The organism is Rhodanobacter sp. BL-MT-08 (assembly GCF_054161255.1).
In genome coordinates this window covers 2,979,528-2,999,937 of the sequence record NZ_CP167872.1, presented here as the reverse complement: position 1 = coordinate 2,999,937, position 20,410 = coordinate 2,979,528, and the positions used below count along the sequence as shown (strand labels likewise).

20 protein-coding genes are annotated in these 20,410 nt (G+C 64.3%); 10 read left to right on the top strand and 10 right to left on the bottom strand.

Going from position 1 to position 20,410, the window contains the following annotated elements:
* Positions 1-60: 60 nt before the first annotated feature.
* The 4 genes from ACDK93_RS13320 to ACDK93_RS13305 form a co-directional block, all read right to left on the bottom strand.
* Positions 61-585: a hypothetical protein gene (locus tag ACDK93_RS13320; protein WP_458069255.1), complete on the bottom strand. Its 525-nt coding sequence runs from the start codon at positions 583-585 to the stop codon at positions 61-63.
* Positions 586-832: 247 nt separating this feature from the next.
* Positions 833-2,938 carry an FUSC family protein gene (locus ACDK93_RS13315; protein WP_458069254.1) on the bottom strand — a complete coding sequence of 702 codons (2,106 nt, stop codon included), beginning with the start codon at positions 2,936-2,938 and terminating at the stop codon, positions 833-835.
* A 170-nt stretch (positions 2,939-3,108) separates the two neighbouring features.
* The gene (gene efpL, locus ACDK93_RS13310; protein ID WP_179481824.1) at positions 3,109-3,672 is read right to left on the bottom strand and encodes an elongation factor P-like protein EfpL; all 564 of its coding nucleotides are present in this window, start codon (positions 3,670-3,672) and stop codon (positions 3,109-3,111) included.
* Between the two features lie 197 nt (positions 3,673-3,869).
* A complete protein-coding gene (locus tag ACDK93_RS13305) occupies positions 3,870-4,637 on the bottom strand; it encodes an SDR family NAD(P)-dependent oxidoreductase (RefSeq protein ID WP_458069253.1) in 768 nt (255 codons plus the stop codon).
* A 250-nt stretch (positions 4,638-4,887) separates the two neighbouring features.
* Here ACDK93_RS13305 and ACDK93_RS13300 point away from each other — a divergent pair, with 250 nt between their 5' ends.
* Together ACDK93_RS13300 and ACDK93_RS13295 are read left to right on the top strand one after the other, a co-directional pair.
* Entirely contained in the window at positions 4,888-5,244 is a 357-nt protein-coding gene (locus ACDK93_RS13300; RefSeq protein WP_458069251.1) for an RcnB family protein, read from the top strand.
* 46 nt (positions 5,245-5,290) lie between these two features.
* The gene (locus ACDK93_RS13295) at positions 5,291-5,653 is read left to right on the top strand and encodes an RcnB family protein (RefSeq protein WP_458069249.1); all 363 of its coding nucleotides are present in this window, start codon (positions 5,291-5,293) and stop codon (positions 5,651-5,653) included.
* A 105-nt stretch (positions 5,654-5,758) separates the two neighbouring features.
* On the opposite strand, the gene ACDK93_RS13290 is transcribed toward ACDK93_RS13295, so the two are convergent.
* The 5 genes from ACDK93_RS13290 to ACDK93_RS13270 form a co-directional block, all read right to left on the bottom strand.
* Complete coding sequence (locus tag ACDK93_RS13290) at positions 5,759-6,211, bottom strand: N-acetyltransferase family protein (protein WP_458069248.1); 453 nt, start codon at positions 6,209-6,211, stop codon at positions 5,759-5,761.
* Between the two features lie 224 nt (positions 6,212-6,435).
* Positions 6,436-6,924: a GNAT family N-acetyltransferase gene (locus ACDK93_RS13285; protein WP_458069246.1), complete on the bottom strand. Its 489-nt coding sequence runs from the start codon at positions 6,922-6,924 to the stop codon at positions 6,436-6,438.
* Between the two features lie 29 nt (positions 6,925-6,953).
* Entirely contained in the window at positions 6,954-7,883 is a 930-nt protein-coding gene (locus ACDK93_RS13280; RefSeq protein WP_458069245.1) for a hydroxymethylglutaryl-CoA lyase, read from the bottom strand.
* Positions 7,884-7,933: 50 nt separating this feature from the next.
* Entirely contained in the window at positions 7,934-9,922 is a 1,989-nt protein-coding gene (locus tag ACDK93_RS13275; protein WP_458069243.1) for an ATP-binding protein, read from the bottom strand.
* A 218-nt stretch (positions 9,923-10,140) separates the two neighbouring features.
* On the bottom strand, positions 10,141-10,935 hold the full coding sequence (locus ACDK93_RS13270; protein ID WP_458069241.1) for an enoyl-CoA hydratase/isomerase family protein: 795 nt from the start codon (positions 10,933-10,935) through the stop codon (positions 10,141-10,143).
* Between the two features lie 116 nt (positions 10,936-11,051).
* Here ACDK93_RS13270 and ACDK93_RS13265 point away from each other — a divergent pair, with 116 nt between their 5' ends.
* From ACDK93_RS13265 to ACDK93_RS13255, 3 genes are read left to right on the top strand one after another with little or no spacing between them, the layout of a single operon-like run.
* Positions 11,052-11,294, top strand: coding sequence for a FeoA family protein (locus ACDK93_RS13265; protein ID WP_458069239.1), 243 nt, complete (start codon positions 11,052-11,054; stop codon positions 11,292-11,294).
* On the top strand, positions 11,291-13,132 hold the full coding sequence (feoB, locus tag ACDK93_RS13260; protein ID WP_458069238.1) for a ferrous iron transporter B: 1,842 nt from the start codon (positions 11,291-11,293) through the stop codon (positions 13,130-13,132). The genes ACDK93_RS13265 and feoB overlap by 4 nt, the downstream gene beginning before the upstream one ends.
* Entirely contained in the window at positions 13,129-13,446 is a 318-nt protein-coding gene (locus tag ACDK93_RS13255; RefSeq protein ID WP_458069236.1) for a DUF6587 family protein, read from the top strand. The genes feoB and ACDK93_RS13255 overlap by 4 nt, the downstream gene beginning before the upstream one ends.
* Positions 13,447-13,551: 105 nt before the next feature.
* Here the strand turns inward: ACDK93_RS13255 and rpsT are convergent, their stop codons facing one another.
* A complete protein-coding gene (gene rpsT, locus ACDK93_RS13250) occupies positions 13,552-13,815 on the bottom strand; it encodes a 30S ribosomal protein S20 (protein WP_072760571.1) in 264 nt (87 codons plus the stop codon).
* Positions 13,816-14,066: 251 nt separating this feature from the next.
* Here rpsT and murJ point away from each other — a divergent pair, with 251 nt between their 5' ends.
* The 5 genes from murJ (at position 14,067) to ileS (ending at position 20,392) form a co-directional block, all read left to right on the top strand.
* On the top strand, positions 14,067-15,674 hold the full coding sequence (gene murJ, locus ACDK93_RS13245) for a murein biosynthesis integral membrane protein MurJ (RefSeq protein WP_458069234.1): 1,608 nt from the start codon (positions 14,067-14,069) through the stop codon (positions 15,672-15,674).
* A 76-nt stretch (positions 15,675-15,750) separates the two neighbouring features.
* The gene (locus ACDK93_RS13240) at positions 15,751-16,704 is read left to right on the top strand and encodes a bifunctional riboflavin kinase/FAD synthetase (protein WP_458069233.1); all 954 of its coding nucleotides are present in this window, start codon (positions 15,751-15,753) and stop codon (positions 16,702-16,704) included.
* 89 nt (positions 16,705-16,793) lie between these two features.
* Positions 16,794-17,027, top strand: coding sequence for an AbrB/MazE/SpoVT family DNA-binding domain-containing protein (locus ACDK93_RS13235; RefSeq protein ID WP_458069232.1), 234 nt, complete (start codon positions 16,794-16,796; stop codon positions 17,025-17,027).
* A complete protein-coding gene (locus ACDK93_RS13230) occupies positions 17,014-17,427 on the top strand; it encodes a PIN domain-containing protein (protein WP_458069231.1) in 414 nt (137 codons plus the stop codon). Before ACDK93_RS13235 ends, ACDK93_RS13230 begins: the two co-directional genes overlap by 14 nt.
* 109 nt (positions 17,428-17,536) lie before the next feature.
* Positions 17,537-20,392 carry an isoleucine--tRNA ligase gene (gene ileS, locus ACDK93_RS13225; protein ID WP_458069230.1) on the top strand — a complete coding sequence of 952 codons (2,856 nt, stop codon included), beginning with the start codon at positions 17,537-17,539 and terminating at the stop codon, positions 20,390-20,392.
* The last annotated feature ends 18 nt before the right edge of the window (positions 20,393-20,410 follow it).

Sequence of the window (20,410 nt, the reverse complement as noted above, 5' to 3'; positions counted from 1 at the left end):
TCGCATGCCTGTCGCCGCGGGCGTGCCGCGGCGGGATCGGCGCAAGGTGGTTACCGAGCCTTACTTGAGCTTGGCCGCGACGGCGTCGCAGCCTTTTTCAAAGGCGGTTTTCCATGCCGCGCCGGCGTCGCTCTGCGACGGTCGCAGGCAACGCAGCGAGATCGCCAGGCCGTTCCTGAACCAGTAGCGCTCGCTGTAGCTGTAGGGCACGCCGCTTTCCTGCGCCGTGTAGACGAACGTGTTGGCGCCGGGCGCCACCGCTGCTGCCTTGTAACCGGGCAGCGTCAATGCCTTGGCCGAGGTCGTACCCACATACTGCTGAAAAGCGCTCATGTCGCCGACCTGCTTCACGGTGACGGTGACGCGCGACAGGCTGACCTTGCCGGTGGGCGAGCTGTCGGGCACCTGGAACACGTGCACCTCGGGATCGCCCTGGGTATCGAGGATATCCACCCAGTCGTCCGGCGTGCGGAACTGCACGGCGCCGTTGGCCATGCTGACGTCGGCGGCGTGAAGCGTGCTGGCCAGCAGCAGCGTTGTTGCGATGGCAACAAGACTGGATGAGGCGGTGCGCAGAAAACTCATGCTGACTCCTGAGAGTGGGACGAAAAGAGCGGCCGATGGCGAAGCACTGTCCGGTGACTCGCGCCATGATACCGCCGCGCCGTAAAACGATCGGGCGCTGTCTGAATCCTGCAGACGCCGCGCGCCGCGCTCTTCAGAAGAGATCCCCATGCTGCAAGGATAAACGCTACGCCGGCTGTTCTGCTCAATCTTGATCGCATCGGCGCACGCCATCGCCGCTTTGCTCCGGTTCTGGCGGCTGACGCATTCAGGCCAGACGGGTGTTGGCAACGGCGTCCAGCGATGACTGCTGCTCGCCGCGGGCCAGCACGTGGGCGAGCGTGTCGACGTTGTCGACCAGCCGGTCGCTGATGCGCTTGAGCAGATCGGCGCTGTGTCTGTTGTCGGACATGGTCAGCAGGCTGGCGAGGCTTCGCTGCAGCGTGCGCAGATCCGACGGTGGTCGTGGCGCGCGGTCCTCGCACAGCGCGTTGCCGATTTCCTGCAGCGCGATCGCCACATGGTCGACAAAGCCGCTGATCTCGCTGGACTCCGGCAGCGCTTCGTCGTTGTCGATCACCGCTTCCAGCGTCATCGCAGTGCGCGCCAGGCGGTTGCCGTTGGCGAACAGCGCGCTGGCCAGATCCAGCAGCACCACCGGTGTGCCCGGTTCGGCGCGCATGCGGTCCAGCGAGGCCTGGGCATTGGTGCGCGCCGTGCGCGCCGCCGTACGCGCTTCGCGATGGGCGTCGCGGAGCTCCGGCCGCGCCAGCGCGCGCAGGTAGTTGGCGTAAGCGTCCAGCATGTCCGACAGCGCGGCGCGCACGCGGCCTTTTTCCCAGGTTGGCCACAGCACGTACGCCAGCAGGGCCATGCCGCTGCCAAGCACCGTATTTATCACGCGATCGTGCACGGCCGCACCCGAGTTCACGCCTTCGTAGGACAGCAAAATCACCACGGTGCCGGTGAGTGCGGCCACTGCTGCGCCGTAATGCGCCGTGGCTAGATAGCGAAAGACCATGCACAGCACCGCCATCAGCGCCAGATGGGTCCATGGCTCGGCCGGGGTGATGTGCAGCAGCACGGTGGTGAGCACCAGCCCGAGGATCGTGCCGACCACGCGCAGCAGGCCAAAGTTGAACGTGGCGGCAAAGTCCGGACGCAGCACGATGGCCGCCGTCATCGGCAGCCAGTATCCATGCGGCAGGTGCAGCTGGCGCGAGAGGAACATGGCCAGACTCAGGCAGACCGCGCTGCGCACCGCGTGGCGAAACGCGACGGAGTGAGGCGTCAGGCTGGCGCGCAGGGTGGCGAGGGCGGAGCTGCTGCGCAGTGCGGCCGGCAGCGGCGTCTCGGCGGCGGCGGCGCGCATCTCACCCTTGCTGCCGGCCCAGTTGGCGTTGCGCACGGCAGCGGCAAGCTGGCCGGAGAGCGCATGGATGTGCCGCGCCAGCGCGTCCGGCGGCGCATCGGCACCGAGCAGGGCGGTCTCGCTGGCCTGAAGCGTCTGCAGCATGCGCTCGGCTTGCTTTGGCGGCTCGCCCTCGTCGAGCGCGTCGGCGATAGCGGCGAGCACGCGCGCCGCATCGTCGCGGAACATCGCGTGGATCGTCGGGTTGGCGCGCAGTTCGGCCATCGCGGTGAGCTCCAGCCTGATCCGCTCGGCCAGCTCCAGCAGGACGCCGAAGGCTTCCATCGCGCGACCGCGCGCGTGATGACGGCCGAGCAGGGTCTGCTGCAAGGTCGTCATCGCGCCGGACAGCGCCGGCACGTCGGCATCGTCATAGGTTTGCTGGCGCGCCAGCGTGGCCAGCCCGCGGTAGACGGCAGCCAGCGCCTGTCGCTCCGGCCGGTAGCGCTGCAGCGGCCAGGCGGCGATGGAAAACGCGGTGAGCAGCAGGCCGCCGCTGAGCAGCAGCCCGGCGCCGATCAGCGCATGCGGCAGCGTGGTCGGCGTGTACGCGGTGACCACCAGCAGAATCATGCTGGTCATGCCCACCCGCGCGATATCCACGCCGAACACCACCAGCAGGCCGCCAAAAAATCCGAAGACCATGGTGGCAAACAGCAGCGGCACCAGCTGGCCGCCGATCAGAAATCCGCACAGCGAGGCCACGGCCGCCGCGAGCGACGCCAGCACCAGCTGCTGCATGCGCTGCCGGTATGGCCCGGGCTGATCGGAAAACATCGTGTTGAGCGCACCGGCGGCGATGCCGATGCCCACTTCGATATGGCCGGTCGCCAGGCCGATGCCCATTGGCAGGATCACTGCCCCCGTATTGCGCAACAGCACCCACAGCGGTACGTCCGGCCGTTTGGCCGTGGTCAGGCTCTCCAGCGCTTTTCTGCTCAGCGAGTAGCCGGTGGTGGGCATGGAATGGTGACTCAGATGGCCGAGCGCTGATTCTGCATCACGCGGGCTGAAGTTGATGCGATGACGCATCAATACGTGTGCGATGCCTGTCGGCAAACATGGCCGATCGGGCCAAACAGAAACGGCGCCGGACAGGGCCCGACGCCGCTTTCTTCAGGCATGGCAGGCGATCAGGCGCGGCCGGCGAATTCGCCTGTGATCGTGTTGACCCAGACCTTCTCGTCGTTGCTGATGTACTCGGGTACCTGCAGCTCGATACCGGTACTGAGCTTGGCTGGCTTGTTGCGCTTGGTCGCGCTGGAGCCCTTCATTTCGGGTGCGGTGTCTACCACGGTAAGGATTACGCTGCTGGGCACCTGCAGGCCGACCGGTGCGTCATCGATCAGCTGCACGTAGTAGCCCTCGATGCCTTCGACGATGTAGCCGGCGTTGTCGCCGACCAGCTCGGGCGACAGCGGGTACTGGGTGTAATCCTCGGCATCCATGAAGACGAAGGCGCCGTCGTCCATGTACGAGAAATTTGCCGCGCGGCGAACCAGGTCCATTTCGCGCAGCTCGTCATCGGCGCGCAGGCTGAGGTCGAACTTGCGGCCGCCGGGAATCGAATACAGCGTAAAGCGGAACGTGACGTTGCCACCACGCGCGCTGGGCGAGCTGCGCTCGATATCGCGCACCTGATAGACGGTGCCGTCGTGTTCGACCACGTTGCCTTTCTTGACGTCGGAAGCTTTCATTGCGGGGCTCTTGGATTAATGGAATGGGCTAATGGGGGCGGGAACGGGGAACAGGGAACGTGCAGCGTCTCGCGGTGGCGAACAGGACGATGAATCGGAGAGTTCATGCGGCGCCCGGGGCATATGGAAACTAGGAGGAATGAGCGACGCTTTGTCCGTTCCCCGTTCCCCGTTCCCCGTTCCCCGTTCCCCGATAGTCACTTAGGCTGCAGCCGCACCGCGCCATCGAGGCGGATCGTCTCGCCGTTGAGATAGCGGTTGCCAAGGATGAAGCCGACGGTATCGGCATACTCGTCGGGTTTGCCCAGACGGGATGGAAACGGAATGGACGCAGACAGCGATTCCTGCAGCTGCGGCGACATGCCGTCCACCATAGGCGTCCAGAAAGCACCCGGCGCGATGGTATTGACGCGGATGCCGACACGCGCCAGCTCACGCGCCAGCGGCAGCGTCATCGCCACCACGCCGCCCTTCGACGCTGCATAGGCAGCCTGGCCGATCTGGCCTTCATAAGCGGCCACGCTGGCGGTGTTGATGATAACGCCGCGCTCGCCGTCTTCACCCGCCTCATTGCCCTGCATCAGCACAGCGACCGCCTTGGCAACATTGAAGCTGCCCACCAGATTCACCATCACCGTGCTGGTGAAGCTGCTCAGTGGGAGCGCACCCTCGCGGCCCAGCATGCGCCCCGAACCGAGGATGCCTGCGCAATTGACCAGCACATTCAAGCCGCCCATCGATTCGTGCGCGGCGGCCACATTGATGACGACGCCGTCTTCGGAAGTGACATCGGTACGAAAAAATCGCGCGCTCTCGCCCAGCGTAGCCAGCGCGGCCTGGCCCTTGTCGTTGTCGACGTCGAACAGCGACACCTGGCCGCCATGCGCCACGAGGTGTTGCGCTACCGCGTAGCCAAGTCCGGAAGCGCCGCCGGTAATGATCGCCCTGACCTGATCGAGCCGCATGCTGGAATCCCCGCAATCAAAACGCGCATGTTAGCTGACCGGCAGGGCGGGGCGAAGGTCCATCGCAGCAGCGTGACGCACGAATGTGAAACCACCTTCACTGAAATATTCACATCGTGTTGGGTGTGGAACCGCGAAAGTTCATGCCGTGCTCGCAAACTCTTTCAGCGCACATTCGCTTCAACGGCGATCTCACCGCGGTATCCACCGTTCGCGGCCAGCTTTCAGCTGGCACTTCAAGGGAAAATTCATGAAAAATACGCTCAGTATCATGGTGGTCTGCGGGGCGCTGGCCTTGTCGTGCGCCACCGCGGCCATGGCGCAGCCGCAGGATCACCACGATCGGGACCGCCATGATCAGGACCGCCACGATCCGCACGCGGCCGCGCATCCTATGTATGACCGAGGCCATAGCGAGGGCTGGTACAGAAAAGGGGGCCATGTTCCGGCCGAATACAACCGCGGCAGCTATGAGGTCGCCGACTGGCGCGCGAACCACCTTCGCCAGCCGCCGCGCGGCTATCACTACGTGCGCAGCGACAACGGCGATTTTCTTCTGGTAGCGGTTACCACGGGTGTGATCGCGAGCATCATTGCCGGCCACTGAGGCCAACATCCTTCACGGGATTCCACAATATTGCCGGGAGTAAACTATGAAAAAGCGTTTGGGTAGCCTGATGCTATGCGGGGCCATGCTGTTGGTCAGCGGTGCGGTTTTTGCCCAGGACTACGGGCACGACCACGACCATGGCGATCAACGTTACGACCATGATCATGGTCATGGCGATCATCGCGGCCACGCCTTCTACGACCGCGGACATCGCGAGGGCTGGTATCGCACCGGCGGACGTGTACCCGAGGAATACCGCCGCGGTGGGTATGTCGTCAGCGACTGGCACCGCGACCATCTGCGCCCGCCGCCGCGCGGCTACCATTACGTGCGCAGCGACAACGGTGACTTCCTGCTCGTCGCCGTTACCACCGGCGTCATTGCGAGCATCATTGCAGGTCATTGATGCGCGATGCGTGTCGCGGAAGAAGTGAAAAAGACCCCGCTTCGAAAGCGGGGTTTTTTTCCGTTGAGCGGCAGGCATCTTCTCTGCGGGAGAAACGCCGAGGACTTATTGATCCGGCGTGCGGCAATCCAGGCATGAGCCAAGCCCTGCGAAAGGTATCACCGGCTCAGGCACGTTCTGCATCGTTTGCAGTTCTTTCTGCCAGACCCCGACATCCCACCATCGTCCCAGCTTGTAACCGCATTGGCGCCATACGCCGGCGTTGCTGAAGCCCATGGCCTCATGCATCGCGACGCTGGCGACGCCGGGCAGGGTAATGGCGCCGACGGCCTGATTGATGCCCTGCCGTCTCAGGGTGCCGAGCAGGGCGCCGTAAATCCGGCGCGCGATGCCGCGGCGCCATGCATCGGCGTGTACATAAATCGATGTTTCGGCGATCCAGTCATATGCAGCGCGGTCGCGGAAGCGTCTCGCATAGGCGTAGGCCAGGATGCGATCTCCCTCGTCCCACACCAGCCACGGATGATGACGCAGTTGCGTGCGGATGCGCTCGCTCATGGCATATACGCCGGGCAGCGCGGTTTCGAACGTACTGCGCCGTCGAGAAGCGTGGGCGCATAGATCGCATGGATAGCTGCAGCGTCAGCATTGCGGGCAACGCGGATCATGATCGCTGCGTTCTCGGCATCGGCAGCGTATCTGCACGACGTTTTCAAGCCGTGATGGCGTCTTGCCCAGGGCGTTCGGCCTTTTCCGATTCACGCCAGCCATGCTTCTTTACCTCAGAGGTCGAGAAGAAAAAAACGGTCGCAGCTGAAATGGCCAGTGCCACCCATGGGCTTGTCGATCTGGCGGAAGCCGCTGCGCGCATAAAGTGCCTGCGCGCCATCCATGCCGGTGAGCGTTTCCAGATAGCAGCGGCGGAAGCCGCGTGCCCGCGCAGCCTCAAGACAGGTCTGCATCATCGTGGCGCCCGCGCCGGTGCCGCGTGCCTGCGGCAGGAAATACATCTTGCGCAGCTCGCACACATCGGGCTCGCCGTTTTGCAGGGGCGCGATGCCTGCACCGCCGAGCACCGCACCGTCGCGCTCGACGACAAAATAGGCGCTGTGCGGCTGGGTGTAAGCCTCGTACAAGTGGTCCACTTCCGTGTCGTGAATGGCGAAGCCCGGACCGTCGGCGCCGAACTCGGGCATGACGGTGCGGATGACGGCGGCCATGGCGGCGTTGTCGCCAGCGCTGATCGGTCGGATCAAGAACGGAGAGGTCATGAAAACGATCTTTCGGTGGGAGGGTTGGGTCAGCTTGCCGTGCGCGCGCGGGTGACCCGGCTCGCGGTCTGCTTGCCCAACTGGTGGGCCAGCCAGGCACCGGTGGCAATCATCTTGTCGAGATCGACGCCGGTGGTCATACCCATGCCGTGCAGCATGTAGATCACGTCCTCGCTGGCCACGTTGCCGGTAGCGCCCTTCGCGTACGGGCAACCGCCGGTACCGGAGACGGCGCTGTCGACCACGCGCACGCCTTCGTCCAGACACGCCAGAATGTTCGCCAGCGCCTGGCCATAGGTGTCGTGGAAATGCACCGCCAGCGCGTCCATCGGTACTTCTTGAGCGACCGCGCGAAGCATCGCGCGCGCCTTGGCTGGAGTGCCGACGCCAATGGTGTCGCCCAGCGAAATTTCGCGGCAGCCCAGCTGGTAAAGCCTTACGGCGACGCGCACCACCTCGCTCACCGCGATGTCGCCTTCGTACGGGCAGCCCAATACGGTGGAGATATAGCCGCGCACGGTAACGTCATCGGCCTGCGCCTGCTCGATCACCGGCACGAAGCGCGCCATGGATTCGTCGATCGAGGCATTGGTATTTTTGCGGCTGAAGGTTTCCGAGGCCGCGGTGAAAATGGCGATCTCGCGCACCCCGACCGCTCGCGCGCGCTCATATCCCTGTTCGTTTGGCACCAGCACCGGATAGCTGATGCCCTCTGCTTTGCGTATGGCGGTAAAGACGTCCGCAGCATCGGCCAGCTGCGGTATCCATTTCGGGCTGACGAAGCTGGTCGCCTCGATCGTTTTCAGCCCGGTTGCCGAGAGTCGGTCGATCAGTTCAATTTTTACCGCCGCCGGCAGCAACGCCTTCTCGTTCTGCAGGCCGTCGCGCGGGCCGACTTCGACGATGTGGACGTGGTTGGTCCGGACGCCTTCGGGACGGACGTTATCAGAGAAGTTCATGCGTTATCCGGACGTGTCTTGGTGGCGTGCCATGCGGGTAGCGGGCAGGATCAGTCGGCGAAGCGCACCAGTACGGTGTCGGCGTCGACGAACTCACCCTGGGTCGCCAGAATGCTGTCAATGATACCGGCGCGCGGGGCCTTCAAGGCGAGTTCCATCTTCATCGCTTCCATCACCAGCAGCTCGTCGCCCTGCTCGACGCTGTCGCCGGCCCTGGCCTTCACCAGCACGATGCGGCCCGGCATCGGCGCAATAACCTGATTGCCGCCGGCGGCGTCCTTGGCCGTCCACGCGAAGGCGACGGCGCGGGTAAAGCTGTAGCGCTGGCCGGCAGCGTCGTGCAACAGCACGTGATCCTCGTCGACGCGCAGCGGCAGGCGCAGCGACTCGCCGTCGAAGCGTGCGCTCAGCGTGTTGGCCTGCAGGCGCGCGCCATCGACCTTGCATCGCGCGTCGCCGTGCTGGAGCAGGTAGTGGCCGTCGTAGCCCTGGGCCTCGATATCGTAGCGCTGGTCGCGCAGGGTCAGCGCGATCGCACGCTTGCCGGCGTGGCCGATACGCCAGGCGTCGGCGCGAGCCCAGGGCGAATGGGGATCGGCCGGCGTGGCGACGATATCTGCCTCGTCCTGCAGCAGCGCGGCAGTCGCCGCGGCGAACAGCACCGCATCCGTCGGTGCGATATCGCCGACCAGAAATTCCTCCAGATGACGATCGAGATAACCCGTATCGATGCGTCCCTCGACCACGACGGGATGCCGCGCGAGCCGCTCGAGAAAACCGATATTCGACTTCGGACCGATGATTTCGCAGCTGGCCAGCGCCTCGCGCAAACGCTGTAGCGCCTGGGTACGGTTGACGTCGTAAACGATCAGCTTGGCGATCATCGGGTCGTAGAAAATCGTGACCGTATCGCCTTCGATCACGCCGCCGTCGAGGCGCACATGGTCGGACGGCGTGGGCAGGCGCAAGGTCTGCAACTTGCCCGAGCCGGGCAGGAAGTTCTGGTCGGGATCCTCGGCGTAGAGCCGCACTTCGATCGCGTGGCCGAGGGCGTGAATCTGCTCCTGCCGCAGCGGCAGCGGCTGACCGGCGGCCACGCGCAGCTGCCATTCGACCAGATCGAGGCCGAGCGTCATCTCGGTGACCGGGTGCTCGACCTGCAGGCGCGTGTTCATTTCCATGAAAAAGAATTCGCCGCTGGTGGCGACGATGAATTCGATGGTGCCGGCGCCGACGTAGTCGACCGCCTTGGCCGCGGCGACCGCCGCCTCACCCATGGCCTTGCGGCGAGCCTCGTCGAGGAAAGGTGAGGGCGTCTCTTCCAGCACTTTCTGATAACGCCGCTGCGCCGAGCACTCGCGCTCGTTGAGGTGGATCACGTTGCCGTGGGTGTCGCCAAACACCTGGAACTCGATATGGCGCGGATGCTCGACGTAGCGCTCCAGAATGACACGCGTGTCGCCAAAGGCGCTGGCCGCCTCGCGCTGGGCCGAGGCCAGCGCGTCGGCAAATTCCTTTTCCTCGCGCACAATGCGCATGCCCTTGCCGCCGCCGCCCGATGCGGCCTTGATCATCAGCGGAAAGCCGGTTTTGCGGGCCTGCCCGGCGAGGTGGGCGTTGTCCTGGTTGTCGCCGTGGTAACCCGGTACCAGCGGTACGGCGTGGCTTTCCATCAGGGCCTTGGCCGCGGCCTTGGAGCCCATGGCATCGATGCTCTCCGGCTTGGGGCCGATGAACACGACACCGGCCGCGGCGCACGCGCGGGCGAAGGCGGTGTTCTCGGACAGAAACCCGTAGCCAGGGTGGATCGCCTGTGCACCGGATTTTTTTGCCACGTCCAGAATCACGTCACCGCGCAAATACGAATCGCCCGGGCGCGGCCCGCCGATCGGCCACGCCTCGTCGGCCAGCCGCACGTGCTGCGCGTCGGCGTCCGCTTCGGAGTACACGGCAATCGTATGAATGCCGAGGCGCCGGCAGGTGCGGATCACGCGGCAGGCGATCTCGCCGCGGTTGGCAATCAGTACGCGCTCGAACATGCGGAATCCTTGGGGTGTGCGCGATCTTGCAAAGCCGGATAAGTTATCAGATGACGCGCCCGCAACCGATGCGCGGCGCAGCATGGCGGCGCAGCAGGGCGACGGGGCAGGGCGACGGGGCAGGGCGACGGGGCAGGGCGCTCCAGGCGTGGCTCCTTGGGAAGCGTCAGGCTTGCGTCCCCGGCATACAGCAGGCGGCTTGCATAGTGATGCGGTGATTATTGCTGGGCGACCCAGCGCGGCGCGCGCTTGTCGAGAAAGGCGCTTAGGCCGTGCTGGCCCTCTTCGGAGGTGCGCAGGCGCGCGATCAGTTCGGCGTTGGCGCTATCGATACGTTCGGCCTGCGCCACGTCGCTGCCGCCCACGCGCAGGGCCAGCTGCTTCGCTTCGCGCTGCGCCTGCGGCCCGGCCTTGGCGAGCAGGTAGAGCTGGCGTTCGATCGCCTCGTCCAGCTCGCTGCCGCCGACCACGGCGTGCAGCAGGCCGATGCGCGCGGCCGTATCCGCTTCAAAGACTTCGCCGGTGATGAATAGCCGGCGCGCCTCGCGCAGGCCGATCGCCGCAATGACATACGGCGAGATCACCGCCGGCACCAGGCCCAGCTTGACCTCCGACAGGGCGAACTTGGCCGTGTCTACGCCAATGGCGATATCACAGCAGGCGACCAGGCCCACGCCGCCGCCATAGGCTGCGCCGTTGACGCGCGCCACGGTGGGCTTGGATAAAAACTGCAGGGTGCGCATCAGCCGCGCCAGGCGCAGCGAGTCGTCGAGGTTTTCCTGCGCGCTGGCGCTGGCCATGCCGCGCATCCAGTTCAGATCGGCGCCGGCGGAGAAGCAGCTGCCGTTTCCGGTGAGCACGACGCGGTGCACGGCTGGATCGGCATCCACGCCCTCCAGCGCATCGGTAAGCGAGGCGATCAGCGTGTCGTTGAACGCGTTGTGCACCTGCGGGCGATTGAGGATCAGCCACGCGGTGGCGCCGCGGCGCTCGCACAGAACGGAATCGGTCATGGGTTACCCCGGCAAAGACCGCCATCATAAACGGTCGGCATCGCTGCATTGCCGGCATGCTGCAGCAAAGCGCACAAAGGATTACAATGCGAACAATTCTTATTTGAGCAGCGCCCGTGCGTTTGTCTGATCTACCCAAAGGTGCGCCCGCAGTGGTTGATCGCGTCGACGATGCCCACGCGGCGGATCCGATTGCGCAACGTTTGCGCGATCTCGGTTTCGTCGATGGCGAACCGGTGCGCGTGGTGGCCGTTGGCCCGATGGGAGCCGATCCGCTGCTGATCCAGATCGGCTCGACGCGCTTCGCGCTGCGCCGTACCGAAGCGGCCCGCGTCACCGTGCGCCAGGAAGCCGCATGAGCGCCGCTGCCCTGCGTATCGCCCTCGTCGGCAACCCCAACTGCGGCAAGACCGCGCTGTTCAACCTGCTGACGGGCGGCCGGCAGAAGGTGGCCAATTACGCGGGTGTCACCATCGAGCGCAAGGAAGGGCGGTTCACCACGCCGTCCGGCCGCGTGCTGCAGATACTCGACCTGCCGGGCACCTACAGTTTCGACGCCAACAGCCCCGATGAGCAGATCACCCGCGATGTGCTGGAGGGAAACTACCCCGGCGAAGCGGCCCCCGACCTGATCGTCTGCGTGGCCGATGCCACCAACCTGCGTCTGCATCTGCGCTTCGTGCTGGAAGTGAAGCGCCTGGGCCGGCCCGTGGTGCTCGCCCTGAACATGATGGATGCGGCGCGCCGCCGCGGCATCGTCATCGATGTGCCTGAACTCCAGCGCCGGCTGGGTATTCCCGTCGTGGAAACGGTGGCCGTGAAGCGCGGCGGCGCTGCCGCGCTGGTCGAGCGCGTGGATGGTGACATGCCGGCCGCAGCAGCGGCTTCGGCCGACGGCGGTCCTAGCCGCGCCAACTTGCACGTGCAGGTGCGTGAACTGCTCGCGGCAACGGTTTCCATGCCGCGGCCGACGGCCGAGCTCGACGATGCGCTCGATCGCTGGACGCTGCACCCGGTGTTTGGCCTGCTGATTCTCGGCGTGGTGATGTTTCTGGTCTTCCAGGCCGTGTACGCCGCTGGCAAGCCGATGACGGATCTGATTGGTGACGGCTTTGGCTGGCTCGGTGACTACGCGGCGGCCAGCCTGCCGCTCGGCCCGCTCAAGAGCCTGATCGTCGATGGCCTGTTCGGCGGTATCGGCACGGTGATCGGCTTTCTGCCGGAAATCCTGGTGCTGTTCTTTTTCATCCTGATGCTGGAAGAGTCCGGCTACCTTCCGCGGGCCGCCTTCCTGCTCGATCGGGTGATGATGTCGGTGGGGCTGACCGGGCGCTCGTTCATTCCGCTGCTGTCGAGCTTCGCCTGCGCCATCCCGGGCATCATGGGCACGCGCAGTATCCAGGATCCGCGCGACCGCCTGGCCACGATTCTGGTGGCGCCGCTGATGACGTGTTCGGCGCGGCTGCCGGTGTATGCGCTGTTGATCGGCGCGTTCATACCGATGCACCGCGTGCTGGGTGTTTTCAATCTGCAGGGGCTGGTGCTGTTTGCGCTGTACGCGGCCGGCATTCTGGGTGCCATGGCGGTGGGCTGGGTAATCAAGCGCATCCGCCGCGATAAGAGCGAGCATGCGCTGCTGATGGAGCTGCCGTCGTACCGCATGCCCAAGCCGCGCGATATCGCCATCGGCCTGTGGGAACGCGCCTCGATCTTCCTGAAGCGGCTGACCGGCGTGATCCTGGCGCTGACCGTCATCATGTGGGCGATATCGACCTTCCCGGGGCCGCCGGCAGGGGCGACCGGGCCGGCAATCAATTACAGCATCGCCGGCTACATGGGCCGCTACCTGCAGTACATTTTTGCGCCGCTGGGATTCAACTGGCAGATCAGCCTGTCGCTGATTCCCGCGTTCGCCGCACGAGAAACGGCCGTGGCTGCGCTGGCGACGGTGTATGCCGTGGGCGGAGATGCCAATTCGGTCGGGCTGGCGCACGCCCTGGCAGCCAACTTTTCCGTTGCCAGCGCGCTGTCGCTGATGGTCTGGTTTGCCTTTGCGCCGCAGTGCATGTCGACGCTGGCGGTGATCCGCCGCGAAACCCATTCATGGCGCAACGTGGGGATCTCCTTCGGCTACATGTTTGTCGTGGCTTACGTGGCGTCGCTGCTGACGTACCAGATCGCGAGGCTTTTCGCATGAGCGCGAACCCTGTTGGTATGAGCCTGCTCGTGCAGTACGCGGTGATCGGCGTGGTGCTGCTGATTAGCGTAATGGTGGTGTTTCGCAAGCTTGCGCCGAAAGTCAGCAATCGCTGGCTGGCGGCTGCCTCCATCAGCCTGAGCCGGCCGGATCGCGCCGGCTGGTTGCGAAGGGTGGGCCGGCGACTGCAGCCCAAGCAGGCCACCGGCGACTGCAGCGACGGGTGCAGCACCTGCGGGGCGTGTGGAGCAAAGCCGCCAGCGTCAGCCAAAACGGAAGCGATGCCGCTGGAGTTTCGGCCACGCGCAAAGTAGGGCGGTCGGCATGGCAGCGAAGTAGGTTGTCGCTGGAATTCAAAGACTTGCCACGAAAAAGCCGGCTTTCGCCGGCTTCTTGGCGTCGCGAGCAGCGCGTCGGGCTTACGCCAGTTCGCGGATCTTCGCGTTGAGACGGCTCTTGTGGCGGGCGGCCTTGTTCTTGTGGATCAGGCCGCGGGCGGCGTAACGATCCATCACCGGCTGGGCAACCGTGAACGCGGCGATCGCGCCTGCCTTGTCCTTGGCCTCGATGGCCTTGACGACCTTTTTCAGGGCGGTGCGGACCATGGAACGTGCGCTGATATTGCGCAAACGGCGCTGCTCGGACTGGCGCGCGCGCTTCTTAGCGGACTTGATGTTGGCCAAGGTAGAACTCCGGAATCGGTGTAGAGGTGTGGAAAAAGACGCCAATTATGCGGTCGATTTGCCGCTGCGTCAATCGTTTAGGCGGTACGGCACGCAATAGGCGCGTAGATGTTTTCACGCCAGACGACGCCACGTCAGCATTTTGCCATATCCGGGCTGTTGTCCGTCCCGCAGCGGCTGTCAGACTATGCGCCGATGTCCGCCAAGGCAGGACATTCCACCTCGCCGATTCACAAGGTAACAGCAGACGCATGAAGTCCCCCAGCATGTTCCGTGGGCTGCTCTCGTTCAGCAGCATGACGATGGTTTCGCGCGTGTTCGGGCTGCTTCGCGACGTATCGATGAGTCACGTGTTCGGCGCCAATGCCGCCACGGATGCCTTCGTCATCGCGTTCCGTATCCCCAATTTCATGCGGCGGCTGTTCGCCGAGGGCTCGTTTTCCACTGCGTTTGTGCCGGTATTTACCGAGGTCAAAGAGAAAGGCACCCATGCAGACCTGAAGCAGCTGATGTCGCGCGTATCGGGCACGCTGGGCGGCGTGGTGCTCATCATTACCGCGCTTGGTTTGATATTTGCGCCGCAGGTGGCGGGCACGTTTGCGCCGGGTGCGCTGGATCACCCGCAGAAGTTCGATCTCACCACCAATCTGGTCCGGCTGACCTTTCCCTTCATCTTTTTTGTTTCGCTGACCGCCCTGGCGGCTGGCGCGTTGAACAGTTTTCACCGGTTTGCGATGCCTGCGCTGGCGCCGGTAATCCTCAACGTATGCATGATCGCCGGTGCGCTGTGGCTGGCGCCTCGACTGCATACGCCGATTATGGCGATGGGCTGGGCCGTGCTGGTGGCGGGCGTGCTGCAGCTGTTGTTTTTGCTGCCAGAGGTTCGCAGACTGGATCTGCTGAGCCTGCCACGCTGGGGTTGGCGCGATCCGGGCGTGCGACGCATCATGCGGTTGATGGTGCCGACGCTGTTCGGCTCGTCGGTATCGCAGCTCAACCTGTTGTTGGACACGGCAGTCATTTCGCTACTGGTCGTCGGCTCACAGACCTGGCTTTGGCAGTCGACCCGCTTTCTGGAGCTTCCGCTGGGCGTGTTCGGCGTGGCGCTGGGTACGGTGATCCTGCCAGCCCTGTCGCGCCATCACGTGGGCACGGATACCGCCGGATTTTCCAGGGCGCTGGACTGGGGGCTGCGCCTTACCTTGCTGATTGCGGTGCCGGCCACGTTTGCACTGGTGCTGCTGGCGCAGCCGCTGGTGGCGACCTTGTTCGAGAATGGCCACTACACCGCGTTCGATGCGCACATGTCGACATTATCGATTATCGCCCTGAGCTGCGGGTTGCCGGCCTTCGCGCTGGTCAAGGTGGTCTTGCCCGCGTTTTACGCGCGGCAGGACACGCGCACGCCGGTGCGCGCCGGTGTGGTCGCCCTGATCGCCAATATGGTGTTCAACGCCATTTTCATCCTTCTGCTTTACCAGCTGTGGGCAACGCCCGAACTCAAGCAGGGCAGTCTGCTGGACGGCATCGCGAAGGTTCCCGGTCTGCATGTCGGTCTGGCCATTGCCAGCACCTTGTCGAGCTATCTGAATTTCCTGCTGCTGTGGCGCTGGCTGAAGCGGGCGGGCGTGTATCAGCGCCAGCCGGGCTGGTTGAAACACTGGCTGCGTCTGGCCGTGTCCACTGGCGCGATGGTCCTGATCCTTGTCGCGGGTCGGTTACTGTGGCCGGACTGGACGCATGTGTCGGTGTTTGCACGCATCTGGCATCTGGGCGTGCTGGTGATGGCTGGCGGAGCGGCTTACGCCATGGCTCTGTTCGCAAGCGGTTTTCGTGCGCGCGAGCTACGTGGCGTCTAGCAGGCCTGTTGTGTGTGCTGCGCAACGGCAGCGGTCAATCGTCGAGACGTCACCGTGCAGCCGTTATACTCAGGCGATGATGAAACTTTCCAGGAATGTGGCGGGGCCTTGTCTGGCGCCGAACGGCAGCGTGATCGCGATAGGTGCCTTCGACGGCATTCATCGGGGGCATCAGGCGCTGCTGCTGCAGGTGCGCGAGAGGGCGAAGGCGCTCGGCGGCAAGCCGATCGTGGTGAGCTTCGAGCCGCTGCCGCGCGCGTATTTTTCGCGCGAGCCGCTGGCGCGGTTGTCGAGCGTGCGGGAAAAGCTGCGTGGTTTCGCGGCCGCGGGCATGTCCGACACCCTGCTGCTGCGATTCAATGCGGAACTGGCGGCCATGTCGGCGGAAGATTTCGTGCGCCGGGTGATAGTGGATCGCCTGGCGGCGCGTGAAGTCTGGGTCGGCAACGATTTCCGCTTCGGCCACAAGCGCGAGGGTGATGTGGCCTTACTGGCGAATCTTGGCGAGCAGCTGGGATTTTCGGCGTGCGTGATGCCGGCGGTGCAGCTCGACGGCGCGCGCGTGTCGGCCAGCCGCGTGCGCATGTTGCTGGCGGCCGGCGAGTTTGCCGGCGCCGAGCCGCTGCTCGGGCGGCCGTTCGTTATCGACGGCAAGGTGGAATACGGCAATCAGCTCGGCCGCACGCTGGGTTATCCCACGGCCAATATCCATCTGCAGCAGCGCGTGAGTCCCGTGCACGGCATCTTCGCCGTGCGCGTGGGTCTGGGTGAGGGCGAATGCAGCTGGCCCGGCGTCGCCAGCCTTGGCGTGCGCCCGACCGTGAACGAGGTCAGCGAGCCGTTGCTGGAAGTGCATCTGTTCGACTTCGACGGCGATCTCTATGGCCAGCGCATGTCGGTGGAGTTTGTCGGCAAGCTGCGCGACGAGATGAAATTCGACGGACTCGAGCCGCTGAAAGCGCAGATGGATCACGACGCCCGCATGGCGCGCGAACTGCTGGGCATGAATCCGCGACTGGCTCAGGCTTGAATTTTCCCGCGCCAATGACCGTCCATCGGTTTGCCGCCCATTTTCCGAAGATATACAATCATCGAAGTATATCCATGCGAGGACTTCTCATGCAGGTTTCCAAATGGGGCAACAGTCTTGCCATCCGGCTGCCTGCCGTGGTGGTAGAGGCGCTCAAGCTCAAGGACGGCGACGATGTCGAGGTTCACGTCGCCGGCGAGCGCGTGTTCGAACTGAAAAAGACGCCCGGCAAACAGGAGCTGCTGCAGCGGCTGCACAAGTTTCGCGGCCGGCTGCCTGCCGATTTCGTGTTCGATCGTGACGCGACGCATGAGTCACGATAAGGCGTTTATCGACAGCAACGTCGCCCTCTATCTGCTTTCGGCCGATACCGCCAAGGCTGATCGCGCCGAGGCGGTGATCGCTGCCGGCGGAGTGATCAGCGTGCAGGTGTTGAATGAAATAACCAGCGTGACGCGCCGCAAGCTGGGCATGTCGTGGGACGAAACCAACGAAGTGCTTGCAGGCTTGCGCGCAGCTTGCCCGGTGGAACCACTGACGACACAAACCCACGATACCGGCCGGCGCCTGGCCGAGCGTTACGGGCTGTCGGTGTATGACGCGATGATTGCTTCCTCGGCGCTGCTGGCCGGCTGCGATCGACTTTATTCGGAAGACATGAAGCATGGACTCGTGATGGACGAAACGCTGCAGATCTGCAATCCGTTTCTTGCATCCGCCTGATAAACCCCTATGACACGCTTTCATTCCGCACCAGGGGATGAAGGCATGTACTCCTGCCGATGTGCCTCCGACCGGCACGCTAACTACGCCACCTGACGATCACTACGCAATGACCCACGACTACAAAAGCACCATCAACCTGCCGCAGACGGATTTCCCGATGCGCGGCGATCTGCCCAAGCGCGAGCCCGGCTGGCTGGCCGAGTGGGAGAAGGTGGACCGCTATGCGCAGATTCAGAAGGTCACCGCCGGTCGGCCGATGTTCGTGCTGCACGATGGCCCGCCGTACGCCAACGGCGTGATCCATCTCGGTCACGCGATCAACAAGATCCTCAAGGACATCGTCGTCAAGTCCAAGCTGCTGGCCGGCTTTCATGCGCCGTATGTGCCGGGCTGGGATTGCCACGGCATGCCGATCGAAATCCAGATCGAGAAGCAGTTCGGCAAGGGCCTGCCCCCGGCCGAGGTGCAGGCCAAGGCGCGTGCCTATGCGACCGTGCAGATCGACAAGCAGAAGGCCGATTTCAAGCGTCTGGGCGTGCTCGGCGAGTGGGATCGGCCGTACCTCACCATGGATCACGGCAACGAGGCCGGTGAAATCCGCGCGCTCGCCGAAATGCTGCGCAAGGGCTACATCTACCGCGGCCTGAAGCCGGTCAACTGGTGCTTCGACTGCGGCTCGGCGCTGGCCGAAGCCGAGGTGGAATACGAGGACAAGACCGATATCGCGATCGACGTGGGTTTTGCGTTCGACGATCCGTCCGCCGTGGCCAAGGCGTTCGGGCTCGATGCGCTGCCCAGGCCCACCGGCCAGATCGTGATCTGGACCACAACGCCGTGGACCATTCCGTCCAACCAGGCGCTGAACCTGCATCCGGAATTCAGCTACAGCCTGGTCGATACCGCGCGCGGCTTGCTGATACTCGCCACCGAACGCGTCGAGGAATGTCTGAAGACCTACGGTCTGGACGGCCAAATCGTCGCCTCGGTGCCGGGGCAGGCGCTGGCCGATCTGCGCTTCCGTCACCCGCTGTATGCGGTGGATCCGGGCTATGCGCGCACGGCGCCGGTGTACTTCGCCGATTACGTGACGCTCGACACCGGTACCGGTGTGGTGCATTCAGCGCCGGCGTATGGCGTGGAGGATTTCATTTCCTGCAAGGCCCACGGCATGGCGGATGACGACATCATCAGCCCGGTAATGGGCAACGGTGTTTACGCCTCGTCGCTGCCGCTGTTCGGCGGCCAGTTTTTGTGGAAGGCCAATCCGCAGATTGTCGAAGTGCTGGAGCAGGCCGGCTCGCTGCTGCATCAGCACAAGTACACGCACAGCTACATGCACTGCTGGCGACACAAGACGCCGATCATCTACCGTGCCACCTCGCAGTGGTTTGCCGGCATGGATATCGTGCCGAACGACGGCGGTAAGACCCTGCGCGAAACCGCGTTGGCCGGCATCGAGCAAACCCAGTTTTTCCCGGCCTGGGGCAAGCAGCGCCTGCAGAAGATGATTGCCGAGCGCCCGGACTGGACGCTGTCGCGTCAGCGCCAGTGGGGCGTGCCAATGGCGTTTTTCCTGCACAAGGAAACCGGCGCGCTGCATCCGCGCAGCGCGGAACTGCTCGACCAGGTGGCCGATCGCGTCGCCGAGGGCGGCATCGAGGTGTGGCAGAGCCTCGATCCACGCGAATTGCTGGGCGACGAAGCCGATCAGTACGAGAAAAATCGCGACACGCTGGACGTGTGGTTCGATTCGGGCACCACGCACTGGCACGTGCTGCGCGGCTCGCACGCCGGCGTGCTGCGTTTCCCGGCCGATCTTTATCTGGAAGGCTCGGACCAGCATCGGGGCTGGTTCCACTCCTCGTTGCTCACCGCGTCGATGCTGGACGGCCAGCCGCCGTACAAGCAGCTGCTGACGCACGGCTTCAGCGTCGATGCGAACGGCCGCAAGATGTCCAAATCATTGGGCAACGGCATCGAGCCGCAGGACATCATGAATCGCATGGGCGCCGACATTTTGCGCCTTTGGGTCTCGTCCACCGACTACCGCAACGAGATGTCGCTGTCGGAGGAGATTCTCAAGCGTGTCGCCGACACGTATCGGCGCATCCGCAATACCGCGCGCTTCCTGCTCGGCAACCTCGACGGCTTCGATCCCGAAAAACATCTGCTGCCGGTGGAAGACAGCCTGCTGCTGGATCAGTGGGCCGTGCAGCAGGCCTGCGACGTGCAGCAGGGCGTGGTCGCCGCGTACGAGCGCTACGACTTTCCCGAGATCGTGCAGCGCGTGCAGAACTACTGCACCAACGAGCTCGGCGCGCTGTATCTGGACATCACCAAGGATCGGCTCTACACCATGCCGACGGACAGCCACGGTCGACGCAGCGCGCAAAGCGCGATGTACCGCATCGCCGAGGCGCTGGTGCGCTGGCTGGCGCCGGTACTCAGCTTTACGGCGGAGGAGATCTGGCAACAGCTGCCGGGCAAGCACAGCGACAGTGTGCTGTTTGAGACCTGGTACGACGGTCTCACGGCCACGCAGAACTCACCGGAGCAGCGCCGTTACTGGGCCGACCTGATGACGCTTCGCGACAGCGCCTCGCGCGTGCTCGAAGGCATGCGCAAGGCCGACCAGATCGGCGCCGCGCTGGAGGCGAAGCTGATCATCTATGCCGATGACGCCCTGCACGCGCGTTTGACCGAAGCCTCGGCCGAGCTGCGCTTCTTCTTCATCACCTCGGAATTGACGCTGGCGCCGCTAGAGCCGCGTCCGGCAGGTGCGGTGAAAGTGGAGCTGGAGGGCGCCGACGTCTGGATTTCAGCCGAGGTCAGCCCGGCCGAGAAATGCGTCCGCTGCTGGCATCGCCGCGATGACGTTGGCAGTCATGCCGAGCATCCGGAGCTGTGCGGTCGTTGCATCGGCAATATCGAAGGCCCGGGCGAAAATCGCCGCTGGTTCTGATGATCTTCGCTCTTCCTC

Excerpts from the sequence above, each read along its gene's own strand:
- ACDK93_RS13320 (WP_458069255.1), bottom strand. The coding sequence starts at position 585 with ATGAGTTTTCTGCGCACCGCCTCATCCAGTCTTGTTGCCATCGCAACA.
- ACDK93_RS13315 (WP_458069254.1), bottom strand. The coding sequence starts at position 2,938 with ATGCCCACCACCGGCTACTCGCTGAGCAGAAAAGCGCTGGAGAGCCTG.
- efpL (WP_179481824.1), bottom strand. The coding sequence starts at position 3,672 with ATGAAAGCTTCCGACGTCAAGAAAGGCAACGTGGTCGAACACGACGGC.
- ACDK93_RS13305 (WP_458069253.1), bottom strand. The coding sequence starts at position 4,637 with ATGCGGCTCGATCAGGTCAGGGCGATCATTACCGGCGGCGCTTCCGGA.
- ACDK93_RS13300 (WP_458069251.1), top strand. The coding sequence starts at position 4,888 with ATGAAAAATACGCTCAGTATCATGGTGGTCTGCGGGGCGCTGGCCTTG.
- ACDK93_RS13295 (WP_458069249.1), top strand. The coding sequence starts at position 5,291 with ATGAAAAAGCGTTTGGGTAGCCTGATGCTATGCGGGGCCATGCTGTTG.
- ACDK93_RS13290 (WP_458069248.1), bottom strand. The coding sequence starts at position 6,211 with ATGAGCGAGCGCATCCGCACGCAACTGCGTCATCATCCGTGGCTGGTG.
- ACDK93_RS13285 (WP_458069246.1), bottom strand. The coding sequence starts at position 6,924 with ATGACCTCTCCGTTCTTGATCCGACCGATCAGCGCTGGCGACAACGCC.
- ACDK93_RS13280 (WP_458069245.1), bottom strand. The coding sequence starts at position 7,883 with ATGAACTTCTCTGATAACGTCCGTCCCGAAGGCGTCCGGACCAACCAC.
- ACDK93_RS13275 (WP_458069243.1), bottom strand. The coding sequence starts at position 9,922 with ATGTTCGAGCGCGTACTGATTGCCAACCGCGGCGAGATCGCCTGCCGC.
- ACDK93_RS13270 (WP_458069241.1), bottom strand. The coding sequence starts at position 10,935 with ATGACCGATTCCGTTCTGTGCGAGCGCCGCGGCGCCACCGCGTGGCTG.
- feoB (WP_458069238.1), top strand. The coding sequence starts at position 11,291 with ATGAGCGCCGCTGCCCTGCGTATCGCCCTCGTCGGCAACCCCAACTGC.
- ACDK93_RS13255 (WP_458069236.1), top strand. The coding sequence starts at position 13,129 with ATGAGCGCGAACCCTGTTGGTATGAGCCTGCTCGTGCAGTACGCGGTG.
- murJ (WP_458069234.1), top strand. The coding sequence starts at position 14,067 with ATGAAGTCCCCCAGCATGTTCCGTGGGCTGCTCTCGTTCAGCAGCATG.
- ACDK93_RS13240 (WP_458069233.1), top strand. The coding sequence starts at position 15,751 with ATGATGAAACTTTCCAGGAATGTGGCGGGGCCTTGTCTGGCGCCGAAC.
- ACDK93_RS13235 (WP_458069232.1), top strand. The coding sequence starts at position 16,794 with ATGCAGGTTTCCAAATGGGGCAACAGTCTTGCCATCCGGCTGCCTGCC.
- ACDK93_RS13230 (WP_458069231.1), top strand. The coding sequence starts at position 17,014 with ATGAGTCACGATAAGGCGTTTATCGACAGCAACGTCGCCCTCTATCTG.
- ileS (WP_458069230.1), top strand. The coding sequence starts at position 17,537 with ATGACCCACGACTACAAAAGCACCATCAACCTGCCGCAGACGGATTTC.